Origin of the sequence: uncultured Acetobacteroides sp., assembly GCF_963667355.2 — a bacterium.
GTDB lineage: Bacteria > Bacteroidota > Bacteroidia > Bacteroidales > ZOR0009 > Acetobacteroides.
The window spans coordinates 1,781,225-1,808,058 of sequence record NZ_OY763328.2 but is presented as its reverse complement, the minus strand read 5'-3'; the positions used below and the strand labels follow the sequence as shown (position 1 = coordinate 1,808,058).

Here is a 26,834-nt window from a genome sequence, read left to right as displayed (position 1 = left end):
CGTTATCCCCGCCTTGGGAGGGGTAGGGGTGGGTTTTGCTTGTTTAAATCAAGCATTTTTCACGCCACATAGCGCTCATAATTCACTCCAATCTCCGCCCAAGCGGGAGGATAGCATGCCGCTACTGGGCGTTTATCCTTTCGAATTCAGCCTTAGCCTGATGGTTTTGGCTGACTGGCTTCGCCATGAAGTGCTTGGTAAGCCACTTGCGCACGGGTATATCGTACAGTTTGAGGCTGGCGTAGGCTATGGCGACGGAGGCTACCAGCACCAGCAGCGCGGCAGGCCAAGCGTCTACCATCGGAACGTTATTGTCGACCACCCATGCCGTGAAGATGTAGATCAGCGGGTAGTGGATGATGTAGATGGGGTACGAGATGTCGCCAAAAAACTTGCAGACCTTGGAGGCCAGCTTCCCCTTTACCTGTCCGCTAGCGCCCATGTACACCACCAGCGGGAAGATGAAGATGATGGCCAGCGAGTCGTAGAGGCCGTTTACCCACAGGTGCTCGCTGCCGCCCACCCTAGGGAAGGCGAGCACCGCCACCACGATGAGGCTGCACCACAGGAAGGCGTGCTGCAGCTGTCCCGGCTTGCAGAGGCGCGACAGCAGTAGTCCTGCAAAGAAGGGGTACATCAGCCGGGTGAAGCCGATGCGCAGCTGCGGCGCGTTGAGCGACCAGCCGCCAATAACATCGCCGTTGGGACCTGTGGTGGTCATGTGTATTAGCGCACATCCGGCAAGGAATACCAGCACGGCTAGCACCTTGTTGGAGAATTTACGGATGAAGAGCGCGTAGAGCAGGTTGCCCACGTACTCGAAGAAGAGCGACCAGGCAGGGCCGTCGAGCGGGTGCATCTCGCCCCATCCTCGGATTTCCATGGAAGGGGGCACTGGTAGCAGCGTATAGCCCACCAGCATCGTCAGCAGCAGCTGCCAAACCGGCACCGTGCCGATGCCCGGAAACACCACGGGCGAGGCGCTAAAGTAGAAGCCGATGGCTCCGATTGTCATCCCCATAATAATCATGGGGTGCAGCCGGATGAGCCGGCGCTTGAAGAATCCGCCTAGGGTCATCTTCCCCCAGCGGTCGTCGTAGGCGTACCCGATGACGAAGCCCGAGAGGACAAAGAAGAAGTCGACCGCTAGGTAGCCGTGGTTAATGATTTGCTTGAGGTGGTTGCCACCCGCAAAGGTTTCGAAGAGGTGGAATACGACCACCATCACCGCGGCCACGCCGCGTAGGCCGTCGAGAATGTCGTAGTGGCCCTTCGAGTCGGAAAAGATGGAAGGGTGTGCGCTTGATGTACTCATTATTAGATTTAGTATTAGTTGCCATTGCCCTACCGCCGCCTGCCCTGCCCAAAATTATCGATCGTTCGCGCAGCGGCTCTTCGGCCGTAGGGGTTGCCAAAGAAAGCAAAAAGATGCAAGATGGCGGCAGCTTTTGGGGGATGACTTGAAGGGCAAAATCGGAATGAGCGAGATTCGCCGATGTGGAACCCTATTTGAGGGTGGTGCTGGGCAACGGCGTGGTAGCCGCAGAAAATGTAGGGTATTGTTTTGAAATGTTGCAGGCTTTCGGTAGGTTTTTTTGGTCAACCACAGCGCGCTCACCTCCGCCCATCACAATTTGGGGCTAACCGCAGCGCGGTTAGCCTCCCCAGCAGGTGGTTGGGGGTAACCGCAGCGCGCTTTCTGCCGCCCACGTCAATTTTGGGCTAACCACAGCGCGGTTAGGTCGCCCGGCAGGTGGTTGGTGCTAGCCGCAGCGCGCTTTTTGCCGCCCACGTCAATTTGGAACTAACCACAGCGCGGTGAGCCTCCCCATCAGGTGGTTGGTGCTAGCCGCAGCGTGCTTTCTGCTGCCCACGTCAATTTGGGGCTAACCACAGCGCGGTTAGGTCGCCCAGCAGGTGGATGGTGTTAGCCGCAGCGTGGTTTCTGCCGCCCACGTCAATTTTGGGCTCACCACAGCGCGGTTAGCCTCCCCAGCAGGAGGTTGGTGCTACCCGCAGCGTGCTTTTCTCCGGTTACCAGACCTTTTTTATGCCGCTCTACGTAGCAATCGCACAGGCAAAATCGCTACATTTACCTTCGGATGTGGCACTCCCCCTGCGCGATGCCCGGTAGCGAAGGTCTTGCGGGGGCAGGTGGGCGAAAGGGCCCCACTTGCAGGAGAGCAGCGCCATCCCTAATGCTTAAAATTTTACGATATGAGAGCAAGAGCTTGGGTATTTCTTTGTTTTACGATGCTCCTTCCCGCCGCGAAATCCTTTTCGCAGAAGCCGATGAGCACGCCTCCGGCGCCCTTGTACGTCGATCCGATATACAACGGCACCCGCGACCCCGAAATTGTGTACAACCCCTCCGCCAAGGAGTACTGGATCTACTACACCTCCAGCCGGCCGGTTCTCGACAAGGGTAACTTTGTTGGGGCACCCATCGGAATTGCCGGATCGAAGGATCTGGTGAACTGGCGACTGGTAGGGTACTGCTACTTCAACGGCATCGGCGGCAAGCCCGACGCCGGGCACACCTACTGGGCTCCGGGCATCTTCATCGAGGGGGATACCGCGCACATGTTCGTCACCTACAAGGAGGACACCATCGGCCCCTGGGGCGGCCCCAGCCGGCTCGACCACTACAAGGCCCCGGTTACCGACATGCAGCGGGGGTGGACCTACGTTAACACCGTTACCAACGAGCCGCAGGCCATCGACGCAACCGTCTACAAAATTGGGAACGTGTACAACATGTGGTACCGCAACTGCATCAAGGATCCCTGCGGCATTTACCACGCCACCAGCACCGACCTGCTCAGCTGGCAGTTTCACGGAAAGGCGCTGGGCGATATCAACAACTTCGACCTGACCAAGATTTGGTACCAGGAGGGGCCCTACGTATTCCGCTGGAAGGGCTACTACTGGATGATTACCGACCCCGATGACGGTATTGTGGTTTACCGCTCGTCGGATGCCGTTACCTGGAAGCTGATGAACCGAATCCTAACCCCCAACGGAGGGAAGCGCCCCATGGACTCGGCAAATGGCAAGCACGCCAGCGTGATGGTTATCAACGACCGCGCCTTTATCATCTACCACTCCGAGCCCTTCATGAAGAAGGATCCGCAGCCTCCGTTCCCCGGCCATAAGTTTACCTGCTACCTCCAGATGGCAGAGCTAACCTTCGACGGCGAGCGCATAACCTGCAATCGCGATAAGGCAATCGTACTGCCTCGCTTAAAGTAGCGGCTGTGTAAATCCTCTACCTGCTGGTACGGATATTTGCTACTAAGACGTAAAAAGGCCAAGCGCTAACGCTTGGCCTTTTTACGTTTCAACTGTTCACTACCCAATCCTCACCGAGGTCATCGTCAGCGAGCCCATCACCGGGCTATCGTTAAAGAAGCTCAGCGGCTCGTCCTGCTCCTTTAGGGCGAGGGCGTAGAGCAGTGGCAGAAAGTGGTCGGGCGTCGGTACGGCCAGCTGCACCTCGGGCCCCAGCGTTGCGTAGCTGGCTAGCTCGGCATGGCGGCCCTCCACGATTAGCTGCTTGAGGGTGTCGTTGGCCTGCATGGCCCAGTCGAATCCGAGATCGGGCTTGCCCCAGTCCATCAGCCGGAGGTTGTGCACCAGGTTGCCGCTGCCTATAACCAGCACGCCGCGGTGGCGGAGTGCGGCCAGCTCGCGCGCCAGCTCGTAGTGCTGTTGCGGCGTGAGGCGGTAGCTCAGGCTCATCTCCACCACCGGGATGTTGGCCTGGGGGTACATGTGGCGGATGATGCTCCACGCGCCGTGGTCGAGGCCCCAGCGGGTGTCGAGCGCCACCTCGGCCTGCTCTACGGAGCGCTTCACCTCGTAGGCCAGCTCGGGGCTTCCGGGGGCTGGGTACTGCACCTCGAAGAGCGCCTTGGGGAACCCGCCGAAGTCGTGGATGGTAGGGGGCGCCGCCGATACGGTTACCCGCGTGTCGGGCGTCTCCCAGTGGGCCGATACGCAGAGGATGGCCCTTGGCGTGGGCAGCTCGCGGCCCAGCTGCTGCCATGTTAGCGAAAAGGGGTTCTCCTCTATGGCGTTCATGGGGCTGCCGTGGCCTACAAACAGCACGGGCATCCTGTCGGTTGGCGGCATGGCCGCTAGATGACCTATGGTTGCGTTCATCGTTGTAGCGTTTTTGGGTTGATGGGGTACGTCTGTAGAGACGGGTTTGAAACCCGGCTCTCTTTCTCGTTGGTTTGGAAAGACGGGTTTCAAACCCGTCTCTACTCCTCCTCGTCGGCCTGGAGCACCAGCTCCACATCGCTGCTTACGCGGATTTCATCGCCAACCAGCACGCCACCGGTATCTAGGGCGGTGTTCCAGTTTAAGCCCCAATCCTTACGGGTTAGCTTGCCGGTGATAGCGAACCCTGCCTTGACGTTGCCCCAAGGATCCTTGGCCAGCCCGCCATACTCGGCCTTAAGGGCGATGGGCTTGGTGATGCCGCGGAGGGTGAGGTTGCCGGTTAGCTCGTACTCCTCATCGTCTACCTTACGAAGACCCCTAGCCTCGAAGGTGATGGTTGGGTGGTTCTGCACGTCGAAGAAGTCGGCGCTAAGCAGGTGGGCATCTCGGTCGGCCATCTCGGTATCAACCGATGCGGCATCAATGGTTACGCGGATGTTTGCTGTTGCAAAGTCGTTGTTGGTGGTGGTAACCCTTCCCTCAAACTTGTTGAACTTGCCGCTTACGTTCGAAATCATTAGGTGCTTAACCTTAAAGCGGATGTCGCTGTGTACGGTGTCGATGTTCCAGAAGTTCAATTTTTGTGCTTCCATGATATGCTGCTTTTTACTGTTAATAATCTTTGTTGATGTCGCGGTTGCTATTCCGTTCCCGACAATGCAAAGATGGGGCAAGAAACAGGGCTCAGGGTAACACAAATCGGAAGAGGGGTGGTACTTTTAGGAAATAGCGCTGCGCATCTGCTCGCGGAAAGCCGATGGGGTGAGCCCCGTTCTGCTGTGAAATACCCTCGAGAAGTACGACTTCTCGCTATACCCCAACTCGAAGCCAATCTCCGATATCGACTTCGAAGAGTGCAGTAGCTGCTGCTTGGCCTCGGTGATGCGGCGGGTTTCTACTATTTCTGATACGCTTTTCTGCTGGATGCTTCGGCAGATGAGGTTCAGGTTTCGCTCCGACATGTTCAGCTTGTTGGCATAGTACGATACGCTCACGTTCCGGCGGAAGTTGCTTTCGAGGATTTGCAGGAAGCTGCCAAATGTCTCTAGCTGGATATCCTTAACCTCCGAATCCTGCAGTATGGCATGTCTTCGTTCGGCATCCACCATAGCCAACAGGGCGTTGGTTAGGTGGCGTAGGGTGGGCATGTCGGGGATCTCTGCCCTGCTCTCGGTTTGCAGCAGGTGGCATACGGTTTCGAGCCTGGAGAAGCAGGTGTGCGCCCTAAAAGGAATGTGCGCTGAGGTGGTAAAGTTGGCATGGAAGTTTAGCGCCGACTGTGGTACAAACTCTGGCTTAAAGCTAACCACCCATCCGCGCAGTTCGGGGCTGGGTATTAGCTTGTGCAGCTTCCCGGTTGATACGTAGCAGGCCGCTGGTGCCGTAACCGTTTCCTCCTTAAAGTCGATGAGGTGGGTAAGGCTTCCTTGAGTGATTAGTATCAGCTCCTCGAAGTCGTGCAGGTGCGGGCCGTAAGTGCGCGATAGGATATCGGCTGTCAGCGCTTCGGTAATCTCGAGTATGCGGAATTGCTTCTTCATGGTAGATGTTCTTTTTCTGATACTACAACCTTGCCCTAAGGATGTCGGCCAGCTCGGCATTATCGAGCTTAACGGGGTGGTTCTTGTGGCCGGTATCCTTGATAATCGTATCAAAATCCGTTTCGGTGATGCCGTAGCTCGATAGGTGGGCTATACCGAGGGTGTCTATCAGCTGGTCGAGCTTATCCAGTAGCGCATTGATGTAGTAGCCGTCTGCTTGGTTGGCTGCGCTGGTGCATAGCTTGCCAGCTGCCGCGTACTTCTTTAGCGCAATGGATGAGGGATTGGTCTGCTGCAGCTTTCTAACGGTTGCCCGGTTTATTTCGGCCATAAGCGTGCCGCAAACCATGCCGTGGGCGATGCTGAAGTGGCTGCCCAGCGGTTGTGCAAACCCGTGGCCAAGTCCAAGTCCTGCATTGGCAAGGGTGATGCCCGATAGCATTGCCGCATACGATAGCGCTGTTCTTGCCTTTAGGTCGTCGCCGTGGCTAACGGCTGTTTCTATAGCTCCGATGAGGTGCGTCATCCCCTCGTAGGCCAGCATGTCGGTTAGAGGCGATGCTGCAGTGGAGAGGTACGACTCGAGCAGCTGCGCAAAGGCATCCATGCCCGAGGCTGCCGTGGTTTGGGGCGGGCAGCCAAGCGTGAGCGTCGGGTCGACAATGGCAATGTCGGGGGTAAAGTTCTCGTGGCGTAGCGACTTCTTGTATCCGTCGTGCCCAGGTTTGGTGAGTACTGCATTCTTGGTTACCTCGCTGCCTGTTCCAGCGGTGGTAGGCATGGCGATAAAGGGTACCTTTTGCCCGCTGTGCGCTTTTGTTCCAACATCCTCTAGATAGTGTTCAACTTTATCGGCCGAGGGCAGCATGGCCGATACTGCCTTGCCTGCATCGATAACGCTACCGCCACCAATGGCGATTACCACCTCGGGAGTATGGGAGGCAAATAGCCCTACCGCTTGGTTCACCATCTCGGGCGATGGCTCGCCAGTAACGCTATACTCTAGAATAATTACCCCTCTGCCGTGGAGCATGTCGAGCGTGGCTTGGTAGCTGGGCGTTTGCTTAAACGACTTGCTGCCGGTAATCAAAACGATATGGCTGCAACCATCGAGTAGCGGTGTGCTCTTTAGCTGGTACAGGCTGTTGGCGCCAAAGATAATCTTTGGAAGAGCGCTGAGGGGAAACGAAGGAATCATATATGCCTGAATGAAACGGATGGCAAGGTAACAAAAAAGGCCGTCTAGTGCTACCTAGACGGCCTCTTCCACAAACTCAGAACAACTTACTTAACTAACGCTATCTCCACCTCTGCCGACTGAAGCAGGGGCGAAGAAACCTTAATCTTTACTTTACCTTCGGATAGTGCTTGGATATATCCTAGTAGCTTACCGTTTAAGCATCGTTGCTTATTGTCGCGGTAGTTATCGTTAACATCGTTGGATCCGCTTTCGAGGCCTAGCAGTCGGGCAGGACCTTCAACTTGGCAGGTAACCTCGTTGTCGGCAAGTACCACTGGAAGCCCTTGCTTATCTACAACCTGAATGAATAGGTGTGCTAGGGCATACTCTCCCTTAAGGGTTGTCTTGTCGATGCTAACCTTTATGGCGTAAGGGGTGCCACTCGATTGAATCTTGGTTGTAGCCGAAGCCTTAGCATTGTTGTAGCCTACGGCCTCTAACGTACCTGGTTGGTATGGTATATCCCAATAAACGATTCCTGTTTTATCGTCGAATGCTTTGCGGGCGCCAACAGTTTTGCCGTTGAGCTTAAGCTCTACCTCCTTGCAGTTGGTATAGGCCACCACGCGGATGGTTTCGCCCTTCTCGTAGTTCCAAACGGCAGGGGCATCAGTCGAAAGGTAGTTCGACTTGCCATCGGTCTTGTAGGTGCCAATGTAAACGGTTGGCGAGGTATACCAAAGCGACTTACGGAAGTATCCGCGAGGCTTGATGTTGCCCGACATGTCGATCATCCCTGAGTTGAAGCCGCGAGATGGCCAAGCGTTAGATTCGCCAAGGTAGTCGAAGCCGGTCCAGATGAACTGGCCAAAGATGAATTCGTTGTCGCGAACCGACTTCCAAGCCTCGAAGTCGTGGCGGGTTTCGCTACCAAAAATCACCCTGTCGGGATAGGTGGCATGATCCTGCTTGTAGCGGTATTCGGTGTAGTTGTAGCCTACAATGTCGAGGGTACCGGGGTAGGTGGTTTCGTTAGACATAACGGCACCTGCCATTGCTCCAGTTGTAGGGCGCGATGTATCGTACTTCTTAACCTCGGTTACCAGCTCCTTGGCGATATCGCCTATGCGCTCGGCACGGGGTAGGTCGGTTCTGTAGCCATGCTCTTGTGGCTGACCGATGCTCTCCTTGTTAAGGATGGGGTGCGAGTATGGGTCGTTGGGGTAGTCAACCTCGTTGCCAATGCTCCACATGATGATGGATGGGTGGTTGCGGTCGCGTTGAATCATATCGGCCAAATCGCGCTTACCCCATTCGTAGAAGAACTTGTATGAACCCTGATAGCCTGGGGTTCCCTCGTTCCATCCGGTTAGCCATTTCTTTTTTGGATATTCCCACTCGTCGAATGCCTCGTCCATTACAAGTAAACCTAGCTCATCGCAAAGATCGTACACGCAAGTAGCCTGTGGATTATGGCTTAGGCGGATGGCGTTACAGCCAATCTCCTTAAGCTGCTTTAGGCGGCGCTCCCATACCTCGCGGGGTACTGCTGCTCCAAGGCAACCGCCATCGTGGTGGAGGCAAACACCCTTAACCTTCATCCACTCGCCATTTAGGGCAAAGCCCTTGTTGGGGTCGTAGGTTAGCGAGCGAATACCAACACGGGTTTGGGTGGCATCAATTATCTTATCATCCTTGTAAATGGTCGTCTTCAATGTATAGAGGTTGGGTGACTTTAGGCTCCAAAGGGCAGGATTGGCAACTACAAGCTGCTGTTCCACGTCCTTATTTCCGTTTGCGCTAACATCCGATGTGGTGTTTGCTATCTCTAGCTTCTTTCCATCGGGAGCAAAGAGTTCCTGAACAACCTTAACCGAGCAGTTTTGGGCTTCGGTATTGTTGATGTTGGTATTTACCGTTACGGTTGCCTTGCCGTTTTGTACGTCGGCCTTGTAGTGTACGCCCCATTGGTTGATGTGTACGGGATTGGCGTATACAAGGTAAACGTCGCGGTAGATGCCCGATCCGGTGTACCAACGCGAGTCGGCATCCTCGGTGTGGTTAACCTTTACGGCAACCACGTTGCGTCCGCCAAAGTTAACGTAGGGGGTTAGGTCGTACATAAACGAGATGTAGCCGTTGGGGCGTTTCCCAAGCCACTTACCGTTGATGTAAACCTCGCTGTTGTTGTAAACACCCTCGAAGTAGATGTATACCTTGCTCCCTTTTTTATCGGCAGCAATATTTAAATCCTTACGGTACCATCCAATACCACCTGGTAGGTAGCCCGTGCAGCTGGCATACTTGGGGCTTGCCGTCTGCTCTACGCTCCAGTCGTGGGGTAGGTCTACCGATCTCCACTTCGAATGGTCGAGGTACTCCACCTCCCCAAATCGAATATCTCCAAGGTTGAATTTCCAGCTGGCATTAATCAGCTCCTTACTGCCAAAACCTTGACCAAATGTGCTGGCTGCCATCAAAAAAAGAATGATGTACAGCGCAAATGACTTCTTCTTCATATAATAACTCCACTTATAATTCTCGATGCTTTTGTCCTTATTATGGAAGTTCAAAAGTACATTTAGAGTTCACTTTGATGGGTGGAAAATCATTCAAAAGAGTAGCAGAAAAAATGCTGGTAGCTAAAAAATGGAAGGGAAAAAGCAAAGGTCCGGTAGAAACTATAATACTACCAGACCTTTGCTTCAAACAAAATAAACTTGATCAGCTACATCTTGCTTACTGTACTGACCATTCAATAATACCACCAGAAAATTCCTTCTGCATGGTAGCGCTCAGGCGTAGTGCTGTGGTGGTTACTTTGGCAAAATCAACCTTGTTGTAGGTATCCTTCTGGGTGCCGTAGCTTGTTGGTGCTGCTACATCCTTCCAGGTGTTGTCGCTGTCGAGGTACTGCAGCTTCCATGAGGCGGGAATACGGCAGCCGCCCCAAGGGCTATCGTCGAACCAGTATACCTTGCTTGACGATACCTCGTAGGGTTTGTCGAAAGTGTACTGCACCCACTGTGTGGTGTCTTTCATAGGCCACCAGTGGTAGTAGAGCACGTCGTGGTCGTTGGAGTTCTTAGGCTCGGCCTGATCGTTGAGGGCAACCAGCGTTTTGGTGATGTGCGATGCGCTGATGGTGCTTCTGTTGGCAATGGTTGGTGCTGCTAGCGGGCGCGATGCGCTGGCGCTGGTTGCCTGCCATACGGCCATTTCGCCAGCACCGCGGTTGGCCCAAGCGTAGTAGGGGATGGCCGTAAAGCTGGTACTCTTTTCCTCGAACGAGTTCTCGGTTGTACGCTTTAAGCTCTTGGCTTTACCTGTAACCTCCATAATGCCGCTCAGCTTTTGGGTGTCGAACTTTGTGCTTAGCGGAGCGGTAGTGTCGAGCACAAGATTTAGTACGTGACCATCCTGGGAATCGGGCCATTCGGCGCAGTACACAATAGGGCCACGCTGCAGGGCAACCTTGCCTTTGTCGGCGGCCACGCTATCGTTGGCGGCAATCTGGCGGACGGACATGGGGAGGTCGAGGCTAACCTGATCGCCCTTTTTCCAGCTGCGCGCGATAACTGCATAACCGTTCTGCATGGTATACTTGGCTGCCTTGCCATTTACTTTAAGCACAAATGGGGTAGCATCTGTAGTGGTGTAGCGGTAGAGGCTACCAGGTGTTGGACGGTTTTGCGCCCATCCCGGTATACGGATGGCCATCTCGAAGGCTCCCGTACTGGACGGATTTACCGTAATGGCAACGCTGCCCTCCCAAGGGTAGTTGGTCTTTTGCAGCACGGTTACCTTCTTGCTGTTGATGGAGAGGTTGGCCGTGCTGTTGATGAAGAGGTTTACGTAAAGTCGGCTGCCATTCTTGGCATACATATATCCAGGGATAGATGGAATAAAGCGGCAAATGTTGCTGGGGCAGCAGGCGCATCCAAACCACTCGCTACGCTGATGCTGGCCCAGTGACTCGAGGGGGTTGGGGTAGAAGAAGTGGTCGCCGCTGAGCGATATCCCCGATATCACGCCGTTGTAGAGCGTGCGTTCGAGCACGTCGTAGTACTTCGCCTCGCCGTGGAGAAGGAATAGGCGGTAGTTCCAGTACACGTTGCCAATGGCGGCGCAGGTTTCGTTGTAGGCCGACATGTTAGGCAGATCGTAGGCGGGGCCAAAGCCTTCGTTGCTGGATTTTGATCCAATGCCTCCGGTGATGTAGTACTTATGGCTGATAACGTCGTTCCATATTGCGTCGATGGCATGGAGGTAGGCCTTGTCGCCTGTAATGGCAGCAATATCGGCCATGCCCGAGTACATGTAGGTGGCGCGTACGGCATGTCCCACCGCCTCGGTTTGGTCAACCACCTTCTTGTTATCCTGGCTGTAGTCGCTTCCTTTGCCGCGACAGTCGAGGAAGAACTTAGCCAGATCGAGGTATTGCTTCTTGCCGGTAACACGGTACATCTTTACTAGTCCCATCTCCACAATCTGGTGGCCGGGAGCATCACTGCGCCTACCCGGACCAAAAACGCTGCAGAGCAGATCGGCATTCTTGGTGGCGATGTCGAGCAGCGAACGCTTGCCGGTGGCAAGGTAGTGGGCCGAGGCAGCCTCGTAGAGGTGCCCACAGTTGTACAGCTCGTGGCTTAGTTCCGACTCTTTCTCCCAGCGCTTCTTCCCCGACCATTCGTGTGGATGCTCTGGGTCGATGGTGCGCGTGGTGTAGAGGTAGCCGTCGGGTTCCTGCGCCTTGCCGATGTAGTAGATGAGCGTATCGACCTTTGCCTCTAGCGCCTTGTCGGGGGAGGTTTGCAGCGAGTAGCTGGCTCCCTCTATAATCTTGTAGATGTCGGTATCGTCGAACGGGAACTGGGTACAGAACTTGCCCTGCTTTAGCTTGCCGGCAAAGAGGAAGTTGTCCACACGCCCGGTCTTGTAGCACTGCTCTAGGGCAATGGGGATGGTAACATCGTGGTTCTGCTTGATGCGTGGCGCCCAGAAGCCATCGTTTACCCGAACGTCGGTAAACGGAATGGGCTGTATGGGGTAGTCGCCCTTGCCTTGCGCCATAAGGTCGGGTGCTGTTAGCATAAGGCCTAGTAGCGTACTCGAGAATATAAGCTTAGCTGACATTGGTTATTCTTTTAAATTATTGCATCTGACTTTTTTCCTCTACTTCAAAATTCGTAGCCCGTAAATACCGTTCATCCATCCGGTGCTGTTGGCCTTAAAGAGCACGGTAACCTTATCGGCAACGCCGGTGTACTCGTGGGGAATGGGGATGATGACATCGAAAAACTCGTTAGGCTTCTTCTCGTAGTCGATATTTTCTAGCTTCCTTCCGTTGATGTAGATGTCGAAGTTGCGCTTGCCATCGTTGCCCCACAGGGTAAGGAAGAGGTTAACGGCTCTGGTAGGATCAACCTTTACCTCGAAGTTCATCGAGCCACCATCGTGGGTGTTGCGGTACTTGCGGCCGTTAAAGACATCGGTTTCGGAGAGGTATCCCTCGAAGTTATGGTCGTGCTCCGACTGGGGTTCGCCCAAGCCAACATAGTCGATGGTGCGGCTTTCGAGCTCCGCCTGACGCTGCTTGGCGGCGGCATACTCCTGCTTCTTAGTTTGCCAGTCGGCATCCGAGAAGATATCCCAGTAAACCGTTCCCTGCTGGTCGTACACCTTGTAGAAGGGGATCAGCTGAACATCGTTTGGCTGACCTACACCAGCGGTTTTAAAGGTGAGCGGGCTGCCGTTAACAGGCTTTACCCATTGGTTGATGTCTTTCCCTTCGGCAATCAGCACAGGAACACCGAAGGCTGGATCAATAGGTTTCTTCCCCAGCTCGCCGCAGAGCACCACTGGTCCGTAGAGTATGGCCACCTTCTTGGAGTTGTCGGGCATTGGCTCGGTGTGTAGGCTCATGTTGAACCCAACCTCCAGCTTATCGCCGTTGCTCCACTTGCGGTTAATAGTAGCGTAGGTGCCTGGGGCTGCCTTAACGGAAAGGGGCTTCCCGTTAAGCTTTATTGAGATGCCGCCCTTCGACCACTCTGGGCAACGGATGTACAGCGGCATGCTTACCGCCTTTTGTGCTGCGAAGGTTAGCGTGGTTGAGGGTTGCTCGGGGTAGTTGGTGGTTTGGGTTATCCTCAACCCCCTTTCAGCCCAGCTCAGCTCCGATGCTATAAACAGGTTAACGTACAGTCCCCCATCCGCAGCTTTGTAGTAGATGGCCTCTCCGTACTTGGCGTGGTTCTCGAAGCCCGTGCCCACGCAGCACCAGAAGGAGTTGAACTTTTCGCTAAATGCCTTCTTGCCTCCAGGACGAAGGGTTACGTAGTAGCACACGTTGCCATCTTCGGGGTTTTGCGAGGCGAGGATATGGTTGTAGAGGCCGCGCTCGTAGTAGTCGGCCAACCTAACGCTTGGCTCTAGGCAGAAGAGGTGGCGGGTGAGCTTAAGCATGTTGTAGGTGTTGCAGGTCTCGGTGGAGTAGTCGCTGAGCCTGCTCGATAGCTTGCCGGCTGGGCCAAACGCTTCGCCGTCGCTGTTGCCCCCGATGGCGTAGGTGTGGTTCTTGAGCACCGTCTGCCAGAAGAACTCGGGAATCTGCTTTTCGCGATCGCTCCCGGTTAGCTCGTAGCCGCGTATCTCACCAATAACCTTTGGTATTTGCGTGTTGGCGTGTAGCCCCTCGAGCTTATCCTGCTGCGCGGCCAGCGGGTCGAGCACCGAATGGTGGTAGAACTTTTCGGCCAGCTGCTTGTAGCGCTCGTCGCTGGTTATGGCGTAGAGGTTGTACATCGCCTCGTTCATGCCGCCAAACTCGGTGCGGAGCATCTCCTGCATCTTGGCATCGCTCAGCGGCTGTAGCTTGTTGTAGGCCCAAGAGCCCATCTTCTTTACCACCTCCAGCGCCTGCTGGTTATTGCCGTAGAGGTACATGTCGATGAGCCCGGCGTACATCTTGTGCAGCGTGTACCAGGGGGCCCATACGGGGTTGCGGTCTATTACGCGATCGATAAACTTCTCGGGGAAGGCGCTAAGGTAGCCATCGCGGTTGAGCGCCTGCTGGCATTCGGCGAGCCCGGCCACCAGCTGGTTGCCCTTGTTGAGGTAGGCGGTATCGCCCGTCGAGGCGTACATCATCGAAAGGGCTGAGAGGACGTGCCCCAGCGAGTGGCCGCGGAGCTCGCAGTCCAGCTCCTCCCATCCGCCGTAGGCCTTGGCCGAGGTCTTTATACCAGCATTAACCCGGTAGTTGTGCAGGAGCCGGCTATTGTCGAGGCTCTTGAGCCACTCCTGGTCGAGCAGCATCGCCTTGCGGAAGGGGCCATCGAGCAGCCGGACTTCCGATAGCGGGAAGGCGGAGGCCTTTACGGGCACCACGACTTTAACCTTCATCCTATCGTCGAACTGGCCGGGGTACTGCCCAAGTGCTGAGGCGGCCAGGCACAGCAGTAGGATTGTTAGGTTGAGTGCTTTTTTCATCAGAATAAGTTTTAGGAGCGCCAGCGGGTGCGGGCCCTGCTGGCTACAAAATATCTTTACTTGCCGTAAGCGGAGGGCACTGCTGCTGGCCCGCCATCGGCTAATGCTTACGCTTTCAAATGTAGCTATGGTTTATATACGGTGGGGGTGAAAAATGTTCAAAAGAGGGGGATAAAAAGGTAGGGGACGAGCCGCAACATCGTGCGGTTCGTCCCCTGCTTATGAAATTCTTTCGGAGCTAGTGCTAAGCGTAGCGTCTTCGCTCATAGCCGTCAGGCTAAGGTTTAATCCATAATGTTCGACTCCTTCGGAGTCGTGGTTTCAGGATGATTCCCCTATCTACAAACCTTTAATGCCTATGGCATTATACTTCCGTTCGAAAAATCCCAGAGGGATTTAAGGTTTGTAGGTCGAAGCTTGGCAGCCATACCGACCCGATACGGGTCGGACTAGAACATACAATACGGCTAGCAGAATCCTTTTTCTTGGCCTAACGGCTATGGGCGTCTTCGCTACGCTTAGCGCGGGTAGCTAGTTCAGCAGAAACCTTTCCACTACCTCGGCCACGCCGTCGTTCATGTTCGAGGCCACGATGTAGTCGGCCCTGTCGCGCAGCTCGGGGGCCACGTTGTCCACCCACACGCCCAGGCCGGCGTACTCGATCATGCTAAGGTCGTTGCCGGCGTTGCCCACGGCGATAATCTGGCGCTGGTCGATTTCCAGCCGCTGGGCGAGCACCCCGATGCTGGCCGCCTTGTCGATGCCCTGCGGCATCACCTCCAGGAAGAAGGGCTTCGAGGTGGCCACGCTCAGGTCCTGGCGCTCCTGCTTCAGGACCTGCTCAACCGTTTTCAGCCGGTCGGGCTCGTCGAGCAGGATGCACTTCACGGCAGCGCCCGTCACCTCGGCCTTAAACGAGGGCACCTGGAGCAGCGGTAGCCCGGTGAGCTTGCTCTCGAATTCGATGTACTCCGACCGGTTTTCGGTGATGATCCCCTTGGGGGAGTAGGTGATGATGTGCACGCGGTGCTTCAGGCTGAAGTCGTGGAGGCTGTGCACCTCCTCGCGGGTGAGCGCCCGCTCGAAGATGGGCTGGCGGGTTGCCATGTCGGTGATCACCGCCCCGTTGAACGAGATGATGTACGACCCAAAGCGTTCCAGCTCCAGCTCCTGGGCAAAGGGGAGCATGGCCGGGGTGGGGCGGCCCGAGGCCAGCACCACCTTTACCCCGCGCTCCTGCGCCTGCATCAGCAGCGCGCGGTTGCGCTCCGAGATCTGGTGGTCGTCGGTAAGCAGCGTATCGTCCAGGTCGAGGACGAGCATTTTGTATTCCATGGTTGATGTTGCTCTAATGTGATTCTAAACTTAAAGTACACTATTAGTACTCTTTCGGCAGAAATATCTTCAGCCTTAATGAGTGTACTCACAGAAATTTGGTAAACGTTTATCCTCAAAAAAAATCCCCGATGGAAACCATCGAGGATCTTGCTTGGTACCCAGAGCCGGGATCGAACCGGCACGGATTGCTCCACTGGTGTTTGAGACCAGCGCGTCTACCGATTCCGCCATCTGGGCGTGCGCCTTGTACTCAAGCGGTGCAAAGATAGAAATATTTTATGTGCTAGCAAGTCCCGTCCAATCAAAAATTGGCGATTCTGCTACTTTCGGACGGCTTCTGCTGCTGTGGGTAGCTCCATTGTAGCCCTTAGGGCTGTCTGGAAGAGCGATTCGGGATCGATGCCGCAGTCCTTGTGAAGCTGCTGCACGGTGCCGTGCTCGATGAACCTATCGGGAGCGCCCAAGCGGGTTATGCGGTTGGTGTAGCCGTTGTCGGCCATAAACTCGAGCACCGCGCTGCCGAATCCTCCCTGTAGAACCCCATCCTCTACGGTGATGATATACCTATACTGCTTAAGGATGGAGTGGAGCAGCTCCTCGTCGAGGGGCTTGGCAAAGCGCATGTCGTATAGGCCAACTGCAATGCCCTGCTTGGCTAGGCGGGTAACCGCCGTTTGGGCGAAGTTGCCAGGATGGCCTAGCGTTACGAAGGCTACGTCGTTGCCCTCGCATACGGTCCGTCCCTTGCCTATCTCTATTTCGGTGAAGGGCTGCCTCCAGCTATGCGTTACGCCCCTACCACGAGGGTAGCGGATGGAGAATGGCCCCTTGCCACCCAACTGTGCGGTGTACATCATGTTGCGCAGCTCCACCTCGTTCATGGGGGCGGCAACAACCATATTGGGAATGATGCGGAAGAAGCCGATGTCAAACATGCCGTGGTGCGTTGGGCCATCTTCGCCCACAATGCCGCCACGGTCGAGGCAGAATACCACGTCGAGGTTCTGCAGGGCTACGTCGTGGATCACGTTGTCGTAGGCGCGCTGCATAAACGAGGAGTAGATGTTGCAGAAGGGGATATACCCTGCTGCGGCCAGTCCCGCCGAGAAGGTTACGGCGTGCTGCTCGGCAATGCCTACATCGAAGGCGCGCGATGGCATCTTCTCCATCATGATGTTCAGCGAGCAGCCGCTTGGCATAGCGGGGGTAATGCCTAGTATCTTTGGGTTCTGCTTGGCCAGCTCCACAATGGTCTCGCCAAACACATCCTGGTATCGTGGTGGAATGGCCTGGTCAACCGGCATGGTTTCGCGAAGGCCCGTTTCCTTGTCGAATACGCCGGGAGCGTGCCATATGGTTTGGTCTTCCTCGGCGGGCTTGTACCCCTTGCCCTTTTTGGTGAGCACATGGAGCAGCTTAGGCCCTGGAATATCCTTTAGGTCGTTAAGAATCTGGGTGAGGCGTACCACATCGTGCCCGTCAACCGGACCAAAGTAGCGGAAGTTGAGCGACTGGAAGAGGTTGCTCTGCTGTAGCACTGCCGTCTTTACGCCCGACTCAATCTTCTTTACGTAGCGGCGGGCAACAGGTCCCAGCTTTTCGAGATGGGCAAGGATGTTCCAAACATCCTTACGCATTTTGTTGTACGATTTGGAGGTGGTGATGTCGAGCAGGTACTCCTTAAGCGCCCCAACGTTGGCGTCGATGGCCATGTTGTTATCGTTGAGGATTACCAGGATATCCGACTTCTCGATGCCCGCATTGTTGAGCCCTTCGAAGGCTAATCCACCCGTCATCGATCCATCGCCAATGATGGCCACAACATGCCGATTCTCCTTGTTCATCCTAGCGGCAACGGCTAGGCCAAGTGCCGCCGATATGGAGGTGGAGGAGTGCCCAACGCCGAAGGCATCGTACTCGCTCTCGTCCATCTTAGGGAAGCCGCTAAGGCCTTTGTACTTTCGGTTGGTGTGGAAGTTCTTTCTTCTACCGGTGAGTATCTTGTGGGGGTAGGCTTGGTGGCCTACGTCCCAAACTAGCTTATCGTAGGGGGTGTTGAATACGTAGTGTAGCGCAACGGTGAGCTCCACCACGCCCAATCCGGCGCCAAAGTGCCCGGGGTTGGTGGATACCTGATCGATGATAAAGTCGCGCAGCTCGTCGCAAACCTGCTCGAGCTGGGTCTCATCCAATTGCTTTAAATCGGAAGGGAACTCTATACGATCTAGTAGCTTTTTTGTCTCTTCAGTCATCTGACGTTGTAGATAGAACGGGGCAAAGTTAATATTACGAAACATAAAAAGGCGAGATTTTCAACTATTAGGTTTGAAGTTTGAATGTTTTGCCTATTTTTAACGATCTTAACTAAGTGCTTGTAATTAAGCTTTTATACAAAAACAATTAAACTATGAGTAGTGCTCTTAAAACACTATCGCTGGCTGCATTGATGGGATTCTCGCTGTTCTCGTGCGTCCCTGCTAAGCAGTATAACCTTCTTAAGGACAATAATACCAAATGCGAGGAGGAGCGTGCCCGCCTGAACAAGACGAACGACTCGCTGAAGATCTGCGTGCGCGAGCTAGCCTCGGCAGGCTCGGTGCTCGAGCGCGAGAAGGCGGCGCTAATCTCCGACAGCACCAAGCGGCAGCTTGCCTTTGTTGCCCTCTCCGAAGATTACTCGAAGCTGCAGGATAGGTACAACGACCTAAACCTCGCCCACGAGGCATTGCTGAAGGGCGCACAGTCGGAATCGAAGAAGCTCCTTGCCGAGATACAGAAGGCGCAGTCGCTGCTGATGCAGCGCGAGGACTCGCTGCGCGCCCTCGAGGGGCAGCTCAACACCCGTAGCAGCAAGCTAACCTCGGCTCAAACCCAGATGGACTCGCTGCTGCGCAACCTGAACGAAAAGAATACGGCTCTTGTTGAGCTGCAAACCATGCTCGCCAAGAAGGACTCGATCAGCAACGCCCTTCGCCAGAAGGTGAAGAATGCGCTCACCGGGTTCGAGGGAAAGGGGCTTTCCATCACCCAAAAGAACGGCATGGTGTACGTGTCGATGGAGGATAAGCTGCTGTTTAAGTCGGGTAGCTTCGAGATTGATACCCGAGGTGCCGATGCCATTCGGGAGCTGGCCAACGTGCTGGGCCAAAACAAGGACATCAACATCATGGTGGAGGGCCACACCGACGACGTGCCCTACCAGGGCCGCGGCGAGCTGAAGGATAACTGGGACCTGAGCGTGAAGCGCGCCACCACGGTGGTTCGCCTGCTTACCGAGAATAAGGAGATCGCCCCAACGCGCATCACCGGCGCCGGCCGCAGCCAGTATCTGCCTATTGATGCTGCTGGTACCCCACAGGCCCGCCAGAAGAACAGGCGCACCGAGATCATCCTAACGCCCAACCTCGACGAGTTGATGCAGATCATCGAAAAGAACTAGAAAATTTCGTAGGCTATAGCAAGGCGCGGCAAACATGTCGCGCCTTTTTTTGTTAGCCGTGGAAACATCAATTGCCTATTTTTGGAGGCTATCTTTACTACCAAATTGAATACAGGAATATGAGTTGGATTAACCCTAAGAACCACCACCCGCAGTTTAGCGCGCTCGAAATACTGAAGTATGTAGGCCCCGGCCTGCTGGTAACGGTCGGCTTTATCGACCCCGGCAACTGGGCATCGAACCTGGCCGCTGGCGCCACCTACGGCTACGCGCTGCTGTGGATGATTACCCTATCTACCATCCTGCTTATCGTGCTGCAGCATAACGTGGCGCACCTGGGCATTGCCACCGGGCTGTGCCTGTCGGAGGCGACCAACAAGTACTTTAGGCCCGTTACGGCGAAGCTCTTCCTGAGCTCGGCCATGCTGGCCTCCATCTCCACCTCGCTGGCCGAGATTTTGGGCGGCGCCATCGCCCTGAACATGCTCTTTGCGGTGCCCATTGGGGTTGGCGCGGTGCTGGTGATGGCCTTTGTGCTGGTGATGCTGCTCACCAACAGCTATAGGGTGATCGAGCGTTGGATTATCGCCTTTGTCTCCATCATTGGGCTGTCGTTCATCTACGAGCTCTCGCTGGTTAACGTCGACTGGGGCACTGCCGCTAGGGCGTGGGTTACCCCATCGTTCCCGCAGGGGTCGATGGTGGTAATCATGAGCGTGCTCGGGGCCGTGGTGATGCCGCACAACCTCTTCCTTCACTCCGAGATCATCCAGAGCCGCCAGTGGAACCTCTCGGACGAGAAGGTGATCGAGCGGCAGCTCAAGTACGAGTTCTTCGATACGCTCCTCTCCATGGTGGTGGGCTGGGCCATCAACAGCGCCATGATCCTGCTTGCCGCCGCCACCTTCTTCGCGGTAGGGTCGCAGGTAACCGAGCTGCAGCAGGCCAAGAACCTGCTCATCCCGCTCCTGGGCGATAACGCCAGCAACGTGTTTGCCCTAGCGCTGCTCTTTGCCGGGGTGGCCTCCACCATCACCTCGGGGATGGCGGCCGGCTCCATCTTCGCCGGCATGTTCAACGAGCCCTACGACATCAAGGACTCGCACTCGCGCACCGGGGTGATTGTCTCGCTGGTGGCGGCAACCATCCTCATCTTCATCATCGGCGATCCGTTTCGGGGGCTCATCCTCTCGCAGATGTTTCTGAGCATGCAGCTGCCCTTCACCATCTTCTTCCAGGCGCGGCTCACCTCGTCGGAAAAGGTGATGGGCAAGCACCGCAACACCCCCTCCACCCGCATCATCATCTACCTGCTGGGGGCCATTGTTACGGCGCTTAACGTGGCGCTGCTGGTTAGCTTCTTCGTATAGCCATCGTCGGCTGGCGGATGACCTTTCATGCCAGGCTAGGTTCTTCCTATGCCTGTCGGGGTCTATTTTCCCCGAAGGAATGCTCTTTCCTGCTGTTTTTGGGCCTCCTCCTTGCGCGTATTTGCCCTTTAAAATCATTTCTGATGGATTTCACGGCCTGAAAGTGGCCCTGAAAAAGATTTTCATCGGCTTTCAAGGTGTAAAGTTTATGGAAAATGAAAATTCACCGACTTTACACATGTAAAGTGATCCGAAAGACAAAAATTACAGACATGACACGTGTAAAGTCAGCGAAAAATGAATTTCGAATGACATGACACATGTAAAGTCGTCCAAAAGACGAAAATTATAGACTTTACACCTGTAAAGTCTGTGAAAGCTGAGGTGTCATTGACTTTACACCTTGTAAATTCAGTAAAAAGATCTGGCTCCGCAATTTTCACGGCGAGATATCCCTTTTCTTACGGGCCTTGGGGGGATTCTCTGCTGCACCTAGGAGCCATCGCTTCCGGCAAGAGCCGCTCCACCAAAGAAGCGGCGCCCACGAACTTTTTGAAGCCGTAGAAGTTTAGAAGATATAGCCCCAGCAGATCAGCGAAGGCGCTGAAGCTGGAGGGACGAGCGACAACCAACCAATCGAAGTCGTAATGAAGAGCCGTAACACTACCTTTTCGCTTCGCAAAAGGGCGCATAGTTTTAGGTACGCCTTTCGGGGGATTGTGGGGTTCATCAGCCTGGAGCATAACGCCTGGATTCATGTGGCGATGGCCGCCTTGGCGCTTGCGCTGGGGGCTGCGCTCCACATCAGCCAGCAGGAGTGGGCTACGGTGGTTATCCTCATTGCGCTGGTGCTGGCCGCCGAGGCCTTCAACTCGGCCATCGAGGCGCTGGCCGATCACGCCACCGACACCATTCACCCGCTGATCGGCAAGGCGAAGGACTATGCGGCAGGAGGGGTGCTGCTGCTGGCCGTGGGGGCGCTTATCGTCGGGTGCATCATCTTTATCCCTAAAATATCGGAGCTATTCTCCTAACACAGGAAATCATGGAAGAAGAATCGGACCAGAACTTAGAGCAGAATTTAGACCAGAACCCGGAGCAAGAGCAGGGGCAGAACTCGGAGCCAACCAAGATCGTACGGTTTGCCCGCTTCCTTTTTGTTTGGATATGCATTGGAATTCCCCTGGGGCTGTACACCCTCACCGTTGGCCCCATGGAGTGGCTAAACCGCTACGCGCACAAAACCGCCATGCCTGCCGAAGATGTGGCCTACTACGGGCGGCTTATTGTGCTGGGGTTTGTGGTTGTCTCGTTCCTGGTTGCCTTCCTCATCTGCCGCGTAATCCTGAAGTGCGGGCGCCGAAGGAATCGGAGAAATAGCTGCTAGGCCTCCTGCTTTGCAGGACGCTGCATTTATCCCTAAATTCCCTAATGGGGATATAGCGGCAGTGGGAGGGGGTCGGTATGCGCGCGATATTCCTTTGCCGAACGCTGGCACTGCGCATAAAAAAACGCCCCTGCTGAGGGGCGTTTCCTTTATATGCTTTTACGACGGCTAGATGTCTAGATCTTCGCTTTTGGCCTTGCCAGCGTAGCCCTTGATGATGCCTCGCTTGGAGTCCTTCACGAAGCTCACGATGTAGTCGCGGAACTCGCTCTGTGGCACCTCCGCCTCGATGGCCTCCACCGCTTTCGACACGATGTAGCCGCTCTGGTACAGCAGGCGGAAGATATCCTGAATCTGGTGGATCTCCTCGGGGTTAAACTGGCGGCGGCGCAGCCCAACGGAGTTGATGCCCACGTACGATAGCGGATCGTGGCCAGCCTTTACAAACGGCGGAACATCCTTGCGCACGAGCGATCCGCCGGAGATCATCACGTGGCCCCCGATGCGGACAAACTGGTGTACCAGCGAGTGGGCGCTAAGGATGGCAAAATCGTCGATCTCCACCTCGCCAGCCAGCTGAACTCCGTTGCCTAGGATGATGCTATTGCCCATAATGACGTCGTGCGCCACGTGCGCGTAGGCCATGATAAGGCAGCTGCTTCCCACCACCGTCTTTCCCTTTGCTGCGGTGCCCCGGTTAACGGTAACGCACTCGCGGATGGTGGTGTTGTCGCCAATTTCAGCCGTTGTTATTTCGCCTCTGAACTTGAGATCTTGGGGAATCGCCGATATTACGGCGCCAGGAAAAATCCTGCAGTTTTTCCCAATGCGAGCGCCATCCATTACGGTAACGTTCGGGCCAATCCACGTTCCATCTCCAATCACCACGTCCTTGCCTATCCAGGCAAACGCGTCGATGGTTACGTCGGCTCCGATCTTCGCATCGGGATGAATGTAAGCCATTGGTTGACTCATCTTCTGTTCGTTTTGTTATTTTGATTTTACAACTTGAGCGGATAGTTCGCCCTCGGCAACAATGGTGTCTCCAACAAACGCCTGCGCCCACATTACGGCAATGCCCCTACGGATGGGCTCCATTAGCTCCATCTTTATGATGATGGTATCGCCCGGAACCACCTTCTTCTTGAACTTCACCTTGTCCACCTTTAGGAAGTAGGTCGAGTAGTTCTCGGGGTCGGGCACTAGGCCTAGCACCAAAATACCGCCCACCTGCGCCATAGCCTCTATGATGAGTACACCTGGCATAACAGGCTCGTCGGGGAAGTGCCCCACGAAGAAGGGCTCGTTCATGGTTACATTCTTGATGCCCACCACAACCTCCTTGTCTAGGTGGATGATCTTATCCACCAAAAGGAAGGGCGGACGGTGCGGAAGCTTCTTCCGAATGCCATTGATGTCCATGACTGGCTCCGCGCAGGGGTTGTAGTGCGGTACCGGAACCTTCATGAACTGGCGCTTCATGATCTTGCGGAGCACCTTGGCAAATTCGGTGTTGGCGTGGTGCCCTGGGCGCTTGGCAATAAACTTACCCTTTATGCGGTGTCCAACCAGCGCAAGGTCGCCAATCATGTCGAGCAGCTTGTGGCGGGCGCACTCGTTGGGGAAGCGCAGGTCGAGGTTGTTCAGGATTCCGTCGGGACGGCGATGGACGCTTGGCTTGCTGAATAGCGTTGCAATTCGGTCCAACTCCTCCTGAGGAACCTCTTTATCGAGGATTACGATGGCATTCTCTAAGTCGCCACCCTTAATCAGGTTATTTTTGAAGAGGAACTCCAGCTCGTGGAAGAAAACGAAGGTACGGCAGGGGGCAATCTCCTCCTTGAATATCTCCATGGTCTCCATGTTGGCGTACTGGTTGCCCAGCACCTTCGAGTTGTAGTCGATCATCACGTTCAGGCTGAAGTGGTCGTCGGGGTAAGCTACAATTTCGATGTTGTGCTTCTCGTCTCTCCAAACCGTCTTTTCTTTTATTTCGAAGTAGTGGCGCTCTACGTTTTGTACTTGAGTCCCTACCGATTCAATTGCCTGAAGGAAGTACTTGGCGCTACCATCCATGATGGGCGTTTCGGGAGCGTTGAGCTGCACAAGCGCATTGTCGATGTCGCAACCCACAATGGCAGCCATAACGTGCTCGATAGTGGAAACCCGTACGCCATTCTTCTCGATCGTGGTGCCGCGGGAGGTGTCGGTAACGTAGTCGGCAATGGCCTCAATAACTGGCTTGCCGTCTAGGTCTACCCGTTGAAACTTAATCCCATGGTTGGCATCGGCAGGAAGGATGGTTAGGGTTACCTGAAGACCCGAGTGCAGGCCTTGCCCGATAAGCGTAACGGCTTCCTTTATCGTTCTTTGCATTTCAGACATTCTCTTGCTCCTAAAAAATGTGAGTTATCCTCGTTTACGCGCGCATCCCCACAAAGTTTACCTTTGAGGGGATGCGTTGATCTTATTTATTGGCTTTTAAAGCCGCAATTTCTTTTTTCAGTTCGCTTACCTGCTTCGCTAAGTCGGGTAGATTTTTAAATACTATCGAGCTTTTGTGGTAGCTGCGAATGTCAATGGCTGGCGATCCCATTAGTACTTGATCCTCCCCTTTTAGCGAGTTGTTTATCCCGGTTTGGGCGGCAAGCTTAACGCCATTGGCAATGGTGATGTGGCCCGAAATGCCGACTTGTCCGCCAAACATGCAGTTGGCTCCAACCTTTGTCGATCCTGCAATCCCCGATTGTGCTGCCATAACCGTATTCTCGCCCACCTCTACGTTATGCGCAACTTGGATGAGGTTGTCGAGCTTAACTCCCTTGCGGATGATGGTTGAGCCCATGGTAGCGCGGTCGATGCAGGCATTGGCGCCAATCTCCACGTAGTCCTCAAGAATTACGTTTCCAATCTGAGGAATCTTCTTGTACTCGTTTGCCGCCGAAGGTGCAAATCCAAATCCATCAGCACCAATTACCGAGCTGGCATGGATGGTAACGTTGTTGCCTAGCACGCACTCGTGGTAGATCTTTACGCCAGAGTAGATGGTGGCGTTATCGCCTATCGTGGCATTGTCGCCGATGTATACGTGAGGGTAAATTTTCGCGTTCTTTCCGATGGTTACGTTTTCGCCAATGTAGGCAAATGGGCCAACATATGCATCTTCGCAAATCTTAGCGCTAGGCTCTATGCAGGCTTGGGTGCTGACGCCTACCTTCTGCATCTTGGCATTCTGGTATAGCTCCAACAGCGAGGCAAATGCGGCGTAGGCATCTGGCACGCGGATTAGGGTACACGAAACAGGCTGCTCTAGTTGAAGATCTTTGTTGACAAGAACTATAGTTGCGTTGGTTGTATACAGGTAATGGTTGTATTTGGGGTTAGCCAAAAAGGCTAAAGTACCTGGCGTTGCTTCCTCAATCTTTGCGACGGTAGTTACCGTCGCATCTGCGTCGCCCTCAATCTCGCCATTCAAAAATGCTGCAATTATTTGAGCTTTAAACTCCATGAGACGCTATTTAGAAATTTGCACAAAACTAAGAATTAAAATTTAAACTCATAATTTGTTTTCGGGTAGCACAGGAAATATTTAATTGTCTCACCTCCAAATGCTGCGCTGTTTAAGACATCAGAGGCAACCTCTATACCTTCGAGGTTGCCGTTTTTATCGAGTATTTTTATCGACTGGCTTTTTGGGCTATAGGCCTTGTTGCTTATCTCGTGGGTAAGAACAAAGTATTCGGATACCATCTTGCTGTCAGCGTTACCTAGCAGCTCCATTAGTACCTCTCTTTTTTGGGCGACTATATCGTCGGAAAAGGGAACCTTGTTGAGCTCGATCTTAAGCAGGTTGCGGCTGTTAAGCATGGCACAAAGATTCTTAAGGATAAAGTCGTCCGAGTGCTCCCATTCCTTAAGGCAAACCGATATGTCGGAGTCGTCGAGTTGTACGAAGTAGGCGATAAGCTCCTCCGCATTGCCGAGGTTTACCCTACTGGTATTCTTCGGATCGAGAAAGAAGCGGAGCGTGGGCGTGATGTACAGCGGCTTGTTTTCCGCTATGCACTCCTTGGCGCGCTTAAATATCTGGATGAGCAGCTGCTCGGCGGCAATCACCGTTTTGTGGAGGTACACCTGCCAGTACATCAGGCGGCGGGCAATAAGGAACTTCTCGATGGAGTAGATGCCTTTTCCTTCCACCACCAGCTCGTCGTTTACCACCTCTAGCATCTTGATGATGCGGTCGAGTCCAATTGCCCCCTCTACTACGCCGGTAAAGAAGCTGTCGCGGCGCAGGTAGTCGAGCCTATCCACATCCAGCTGGCTCGATATTAGCTGGTGCAGGAAGTGCTTTGGGTATTCGTCCTTAAATATCTGGATTGATAGCAATAGCCTACCGTCGAATTCATGGTTTAGCTGGTTCATCATCAGGAGCGATAAATCCTCGTGGCTTACGCCCTCGGCGATGCTGAACTCCAGCGCGTGCGAGAACGGTCCGTGCCCAATATCGTGTAGCAGGATGGCGCACATGGTAGCCTCCTCCTCTTCGGTGGTTATCTCGTGCCCCTTGCTGCGGAGCGAGTCGATGGCCTCCTTCATCAGGTGCATGGCGCCCAGCGCATGCTGGAAGCGGGTGTGCATGGCACCAGGGTAAACCAGGTAGGTTAGCCCCAGCTGCTTTACCCCACGTAGCCGCTGGAAGTAGCGATGCTCAACGAGCTCGGCTGCTAGGTTGTTGGGGATATCAATAAACCCGTGAACGGGATCGTTTATGATTTTCTTTACGCTCTTGCTCATAGCCTGTAATGCTGTGATGGATAGTCGGCAAAGAACGGAAAGATATAGCAGAAAAGGGAGC

The 26,834-nt window shown here is 54.6% G+C and carries 19 protein-coding genes and 1 tRNA gene; 5 read left to right on the top strand and 15 right to left on the bottom strand.

All coding sequences use genetic code 11. The features are described from left to right. Positions 1–121: 121 nt before the first annotated feature. On the bottom strand, positions 122–1,315 hold the full coding sequence (locus ACHZA1_RS07465) for an acyltransferase (protein ID WP_320054612.1): 1,194 nt from the start codon (positions 1,313–1,315) through the stop codon (positions 122–124). Positions 1,316–2,217: 902 nt separating this feature from the next. Here ACHZA1_RS07465 and ACHZA1_RS07460 point away from each other — a divergent pair. Further along, positions 2,218–3,252 (top strand): family 43 glycosylhydrolase, encoded by a 1,035-nt coding sequence (locus ACHZA1_RS07460; RefSeq protein WP_320054611.1) that lies wholly within the window; start codon positions 2,218–2,220, stop codon positions 3,250–3,252. Positions 3,253–3,351: 99 nt separating this feature from the next. Here the strand turns inward: ACHZA1_RS07460 and ygiD are convergent, their stop codons facing one another. From ygiD to dxs, 10 genes are all read right to left on the bottom strand, one after another. Further along, positions 3,352–4,257, bottom strand: coding sequence for a 4,5-DOPA dioxygenase extradiol (ygiD, locus tag ACHZA1_RS07455; RefSeq protein WP_320054610.1), 906 nt, complete (start codon positions 4,255–4,257; stop codon positions 3,352–3,354). An 8-nt stretch (positions 4,258–4,265) separates the two neighbouring features. Next, positions 4,266–4,820, bottom strand: a complete 555-nt coding sequence (locus tag ACHZA1_RS07450; RefSeq protein WP_320054609.1) for a YceI family protein — start codon at positions 4,818–4,820, stop codon at positions 4,266–4,268. A gap of 126 nt (positions 4,821–4,946) precedes the next feature. Next, entirely contained in the window at positions 4,947–5,768 is an 822-nt protein-coding gene (locus ACHZA1_RS07445) for an AraC family transcriptional regulator (RefSeq protein ID WP_320054608.1), read from the bottom strand. A 22-nt stretch (positions 5,769–5,790) separates the two neighbouring features. After that, positions 5,791–6,966: an iron-containing alcohol dehydrogenase gene (locus tag ACHZA1_RS07440; protein ID WP_320054607.1), complete on the bottom strand. Its 1,176-nt coding sequence runs from the start codon at positions 6,964–6,966 to the stop codon at positions 5,791–5,793. 86 nt (positions 6,967–7,052) lie between these two features. Next, a complete protein-coding gene (locus ACHZA1_RS07435; RefSeq protein ID WP_320054606.1) occupies positions 7,053–9,467 on the bottom strand; it encodes a sugar-binding domain-containing protein in 2,415 nt (804 codons plus the stop codon). Between the two features lie 220 nt (positions 9,468–9,687). Continuing rightward, positions 9,688–12,084, bottom strand: a complete 2,397-nt coding sequence (locus tag ACHZA1_RS07430) for a glycoside hydrolase family 127 protein (protein WP_320054605.1) — start codon at positions 12,082–12,084, stop codon at positions 9,688–9,690. 39 nt (positions 12,085–12,123) lie between these two features. Beyond that, on the bottom strand, positions 12,124–14,442 hold the full coding sequence (locus ACHZA1_RS07425; protein ID WP_320054604.1) for a beta-L-arabinofuranosidase domain-containing protein: 2,319 nt from the start codon (positions 14,440–14,442) through the stop codon (positions 12,124–12,126). Between the two features lie 531 nt (positions 14,443–14,973). Continuing rightward, positions 14,974–15,777 (bottom strand): Cof-type HAD-IIB family hydrolase, encoded by an 804-nt coding sequence (locus ACHZA1_RS07420; RefSeq protein WP_320054603.1) that lies wholly within the window; start codon positions 15,775–15,777, stop codon positions 14,974–14,976. 155 nt (positions 15,778–15,932) lie between these two features. Further along, positions 15,933–16,017: transfer RNA gene (locus ACHZA1_RS07415), tRNA-Leu, on the bottom strand. Between the two features lie 83 nt (positions 16,018–16,100). Continuing rightward, a complete protein-coding gene (gene dxs, locus ACHZA1_RS07410) occupies positions 16,101–18,032 on the bottom strand; it encodes a 1-deoxy-D-xylulose-5-phosphate synthase (protein ID WP_320054897.1) in 1,932 nt (643 codons plus the stop codon). Between the two features lie 155 nt (positions 18,033–18,187). Between dxs and ACHZA1_RS07405 the strand changes: the two genes are divergently transcribed. The 4 genes from ACHZA1_RS07405 to ACHZA1_RS07390 all read left to right on the top strand — a co-directional run bounded on the left by ACHZA1_RS07405 (position 18,188) and on the right by ACHZA1_RS07390 (position 21,976). Continuing rightward, entirely contained in the window at positions 18,188–19,219 is a 1,032-nt protein-coding gene (locus ACHZA1_RS07405; protein ID WP_320054602.1) for an OmpA family protein, read from the top strand. Between the two features lie 119 nt (positions 19,220–19,338). Continuing rightward, entirely contained in the window at positions 19,339–20,589 is a 1,251-nt protein-coding gene (locus ACHZA1_RS07400) for an Nramp family divalent metal transporter (protein ID WP_320054601.1), read from the top strand. A gap of 647 nt (positions 20,590–21,236) precedes the next feature. Beyond that, positions 21,237–21,623 (top strand): diacylglycerol kinase family protein, encoded by a 387-nt coding sequence (locus ACHZA1_RS07395; RefSeq protein WP_320054600.1) that lies wholly within the window; start codon positions 21,237–21,239, stop codon positions 21,621–21,623. An 11-nt stretch (positions 21,624–21,634) separates the two neighbouring features. Beyond that, positions 21,635–21,976: a hypothetical protein gene (locus ACHZA1_RS07390; RefSeq protein ID WP_320054599.1), complete on the top strand. Its 342-nt coding sequence runs from the start codon at positions 21,635–21,637 to the stop codon at positions 21,974–21,976. A gap of 168 nt (positions 21,977–22,144) precedes the next feature. Here ACHZA1_RS07390 and lpxA read toward each other — a convergent pair whose 3' ends face one another. The 4 genes from lpxA to ACHZA1_RS07370 form a co-directional block, all read right to left on the bottom strand. After that, positions 22,145–22,951: an acyl-ACP--UDP-N-acetylglucosamine O-acyltransferase gene (lpxA, locus tag ACHZA1_RS07385; RefSeq protein ID WP_320054598.1), complete on the bottom strand. Its 807-nt coding sequence runs from the start codon at positions 22,949–22,951 to the stop codon at positions 22,145–22,147. Positions 22,952–22,966: 15 nt separating this feature from the next. Beyond that, positions 22,967–24,361 (bottom strand): bifunctional UDP-3-O-[3-hydroxymyristoyl] N-acetylglucosamine deacetylase/3-hydroxyacyl-ACP dehydratase, encoded by a 1,395-nt coding sequence (locus ACHZA1_RS07380; protein WP_320054597.1) that lies wholly within the window; start codon positions 24,359–24,361, stop codon positions 22,967–22,969. 82 nt (positions 24,362–24,443) lie between these two features. Further along, entirely contained in the window at positions 24,444–25,484 is a 1,041-nt protein-coding gene (gene lpxD, locus ACHZA1_RS07375; protein WP_320054596.1) for a UDP-3-O-(3-hydroxymyristoyl)glucosamine N-acyltransferase, read from the bottom strand. 35 nt (positions 25,485–25,519) lie between these two features. Further along, on the bottom strand, positions 25,520–26,773 hold the full coding sequence (locus tag ACHZA1_RS07370; protein ID WP_320054595.1) for an HD domain-containing protein: 1,254 nt from the start codon (positions 26,771–26,773) through the stop codon (positions 25,520–25,522). Positions 26,774–26,834: the final 61 nt, after the last annotated feature.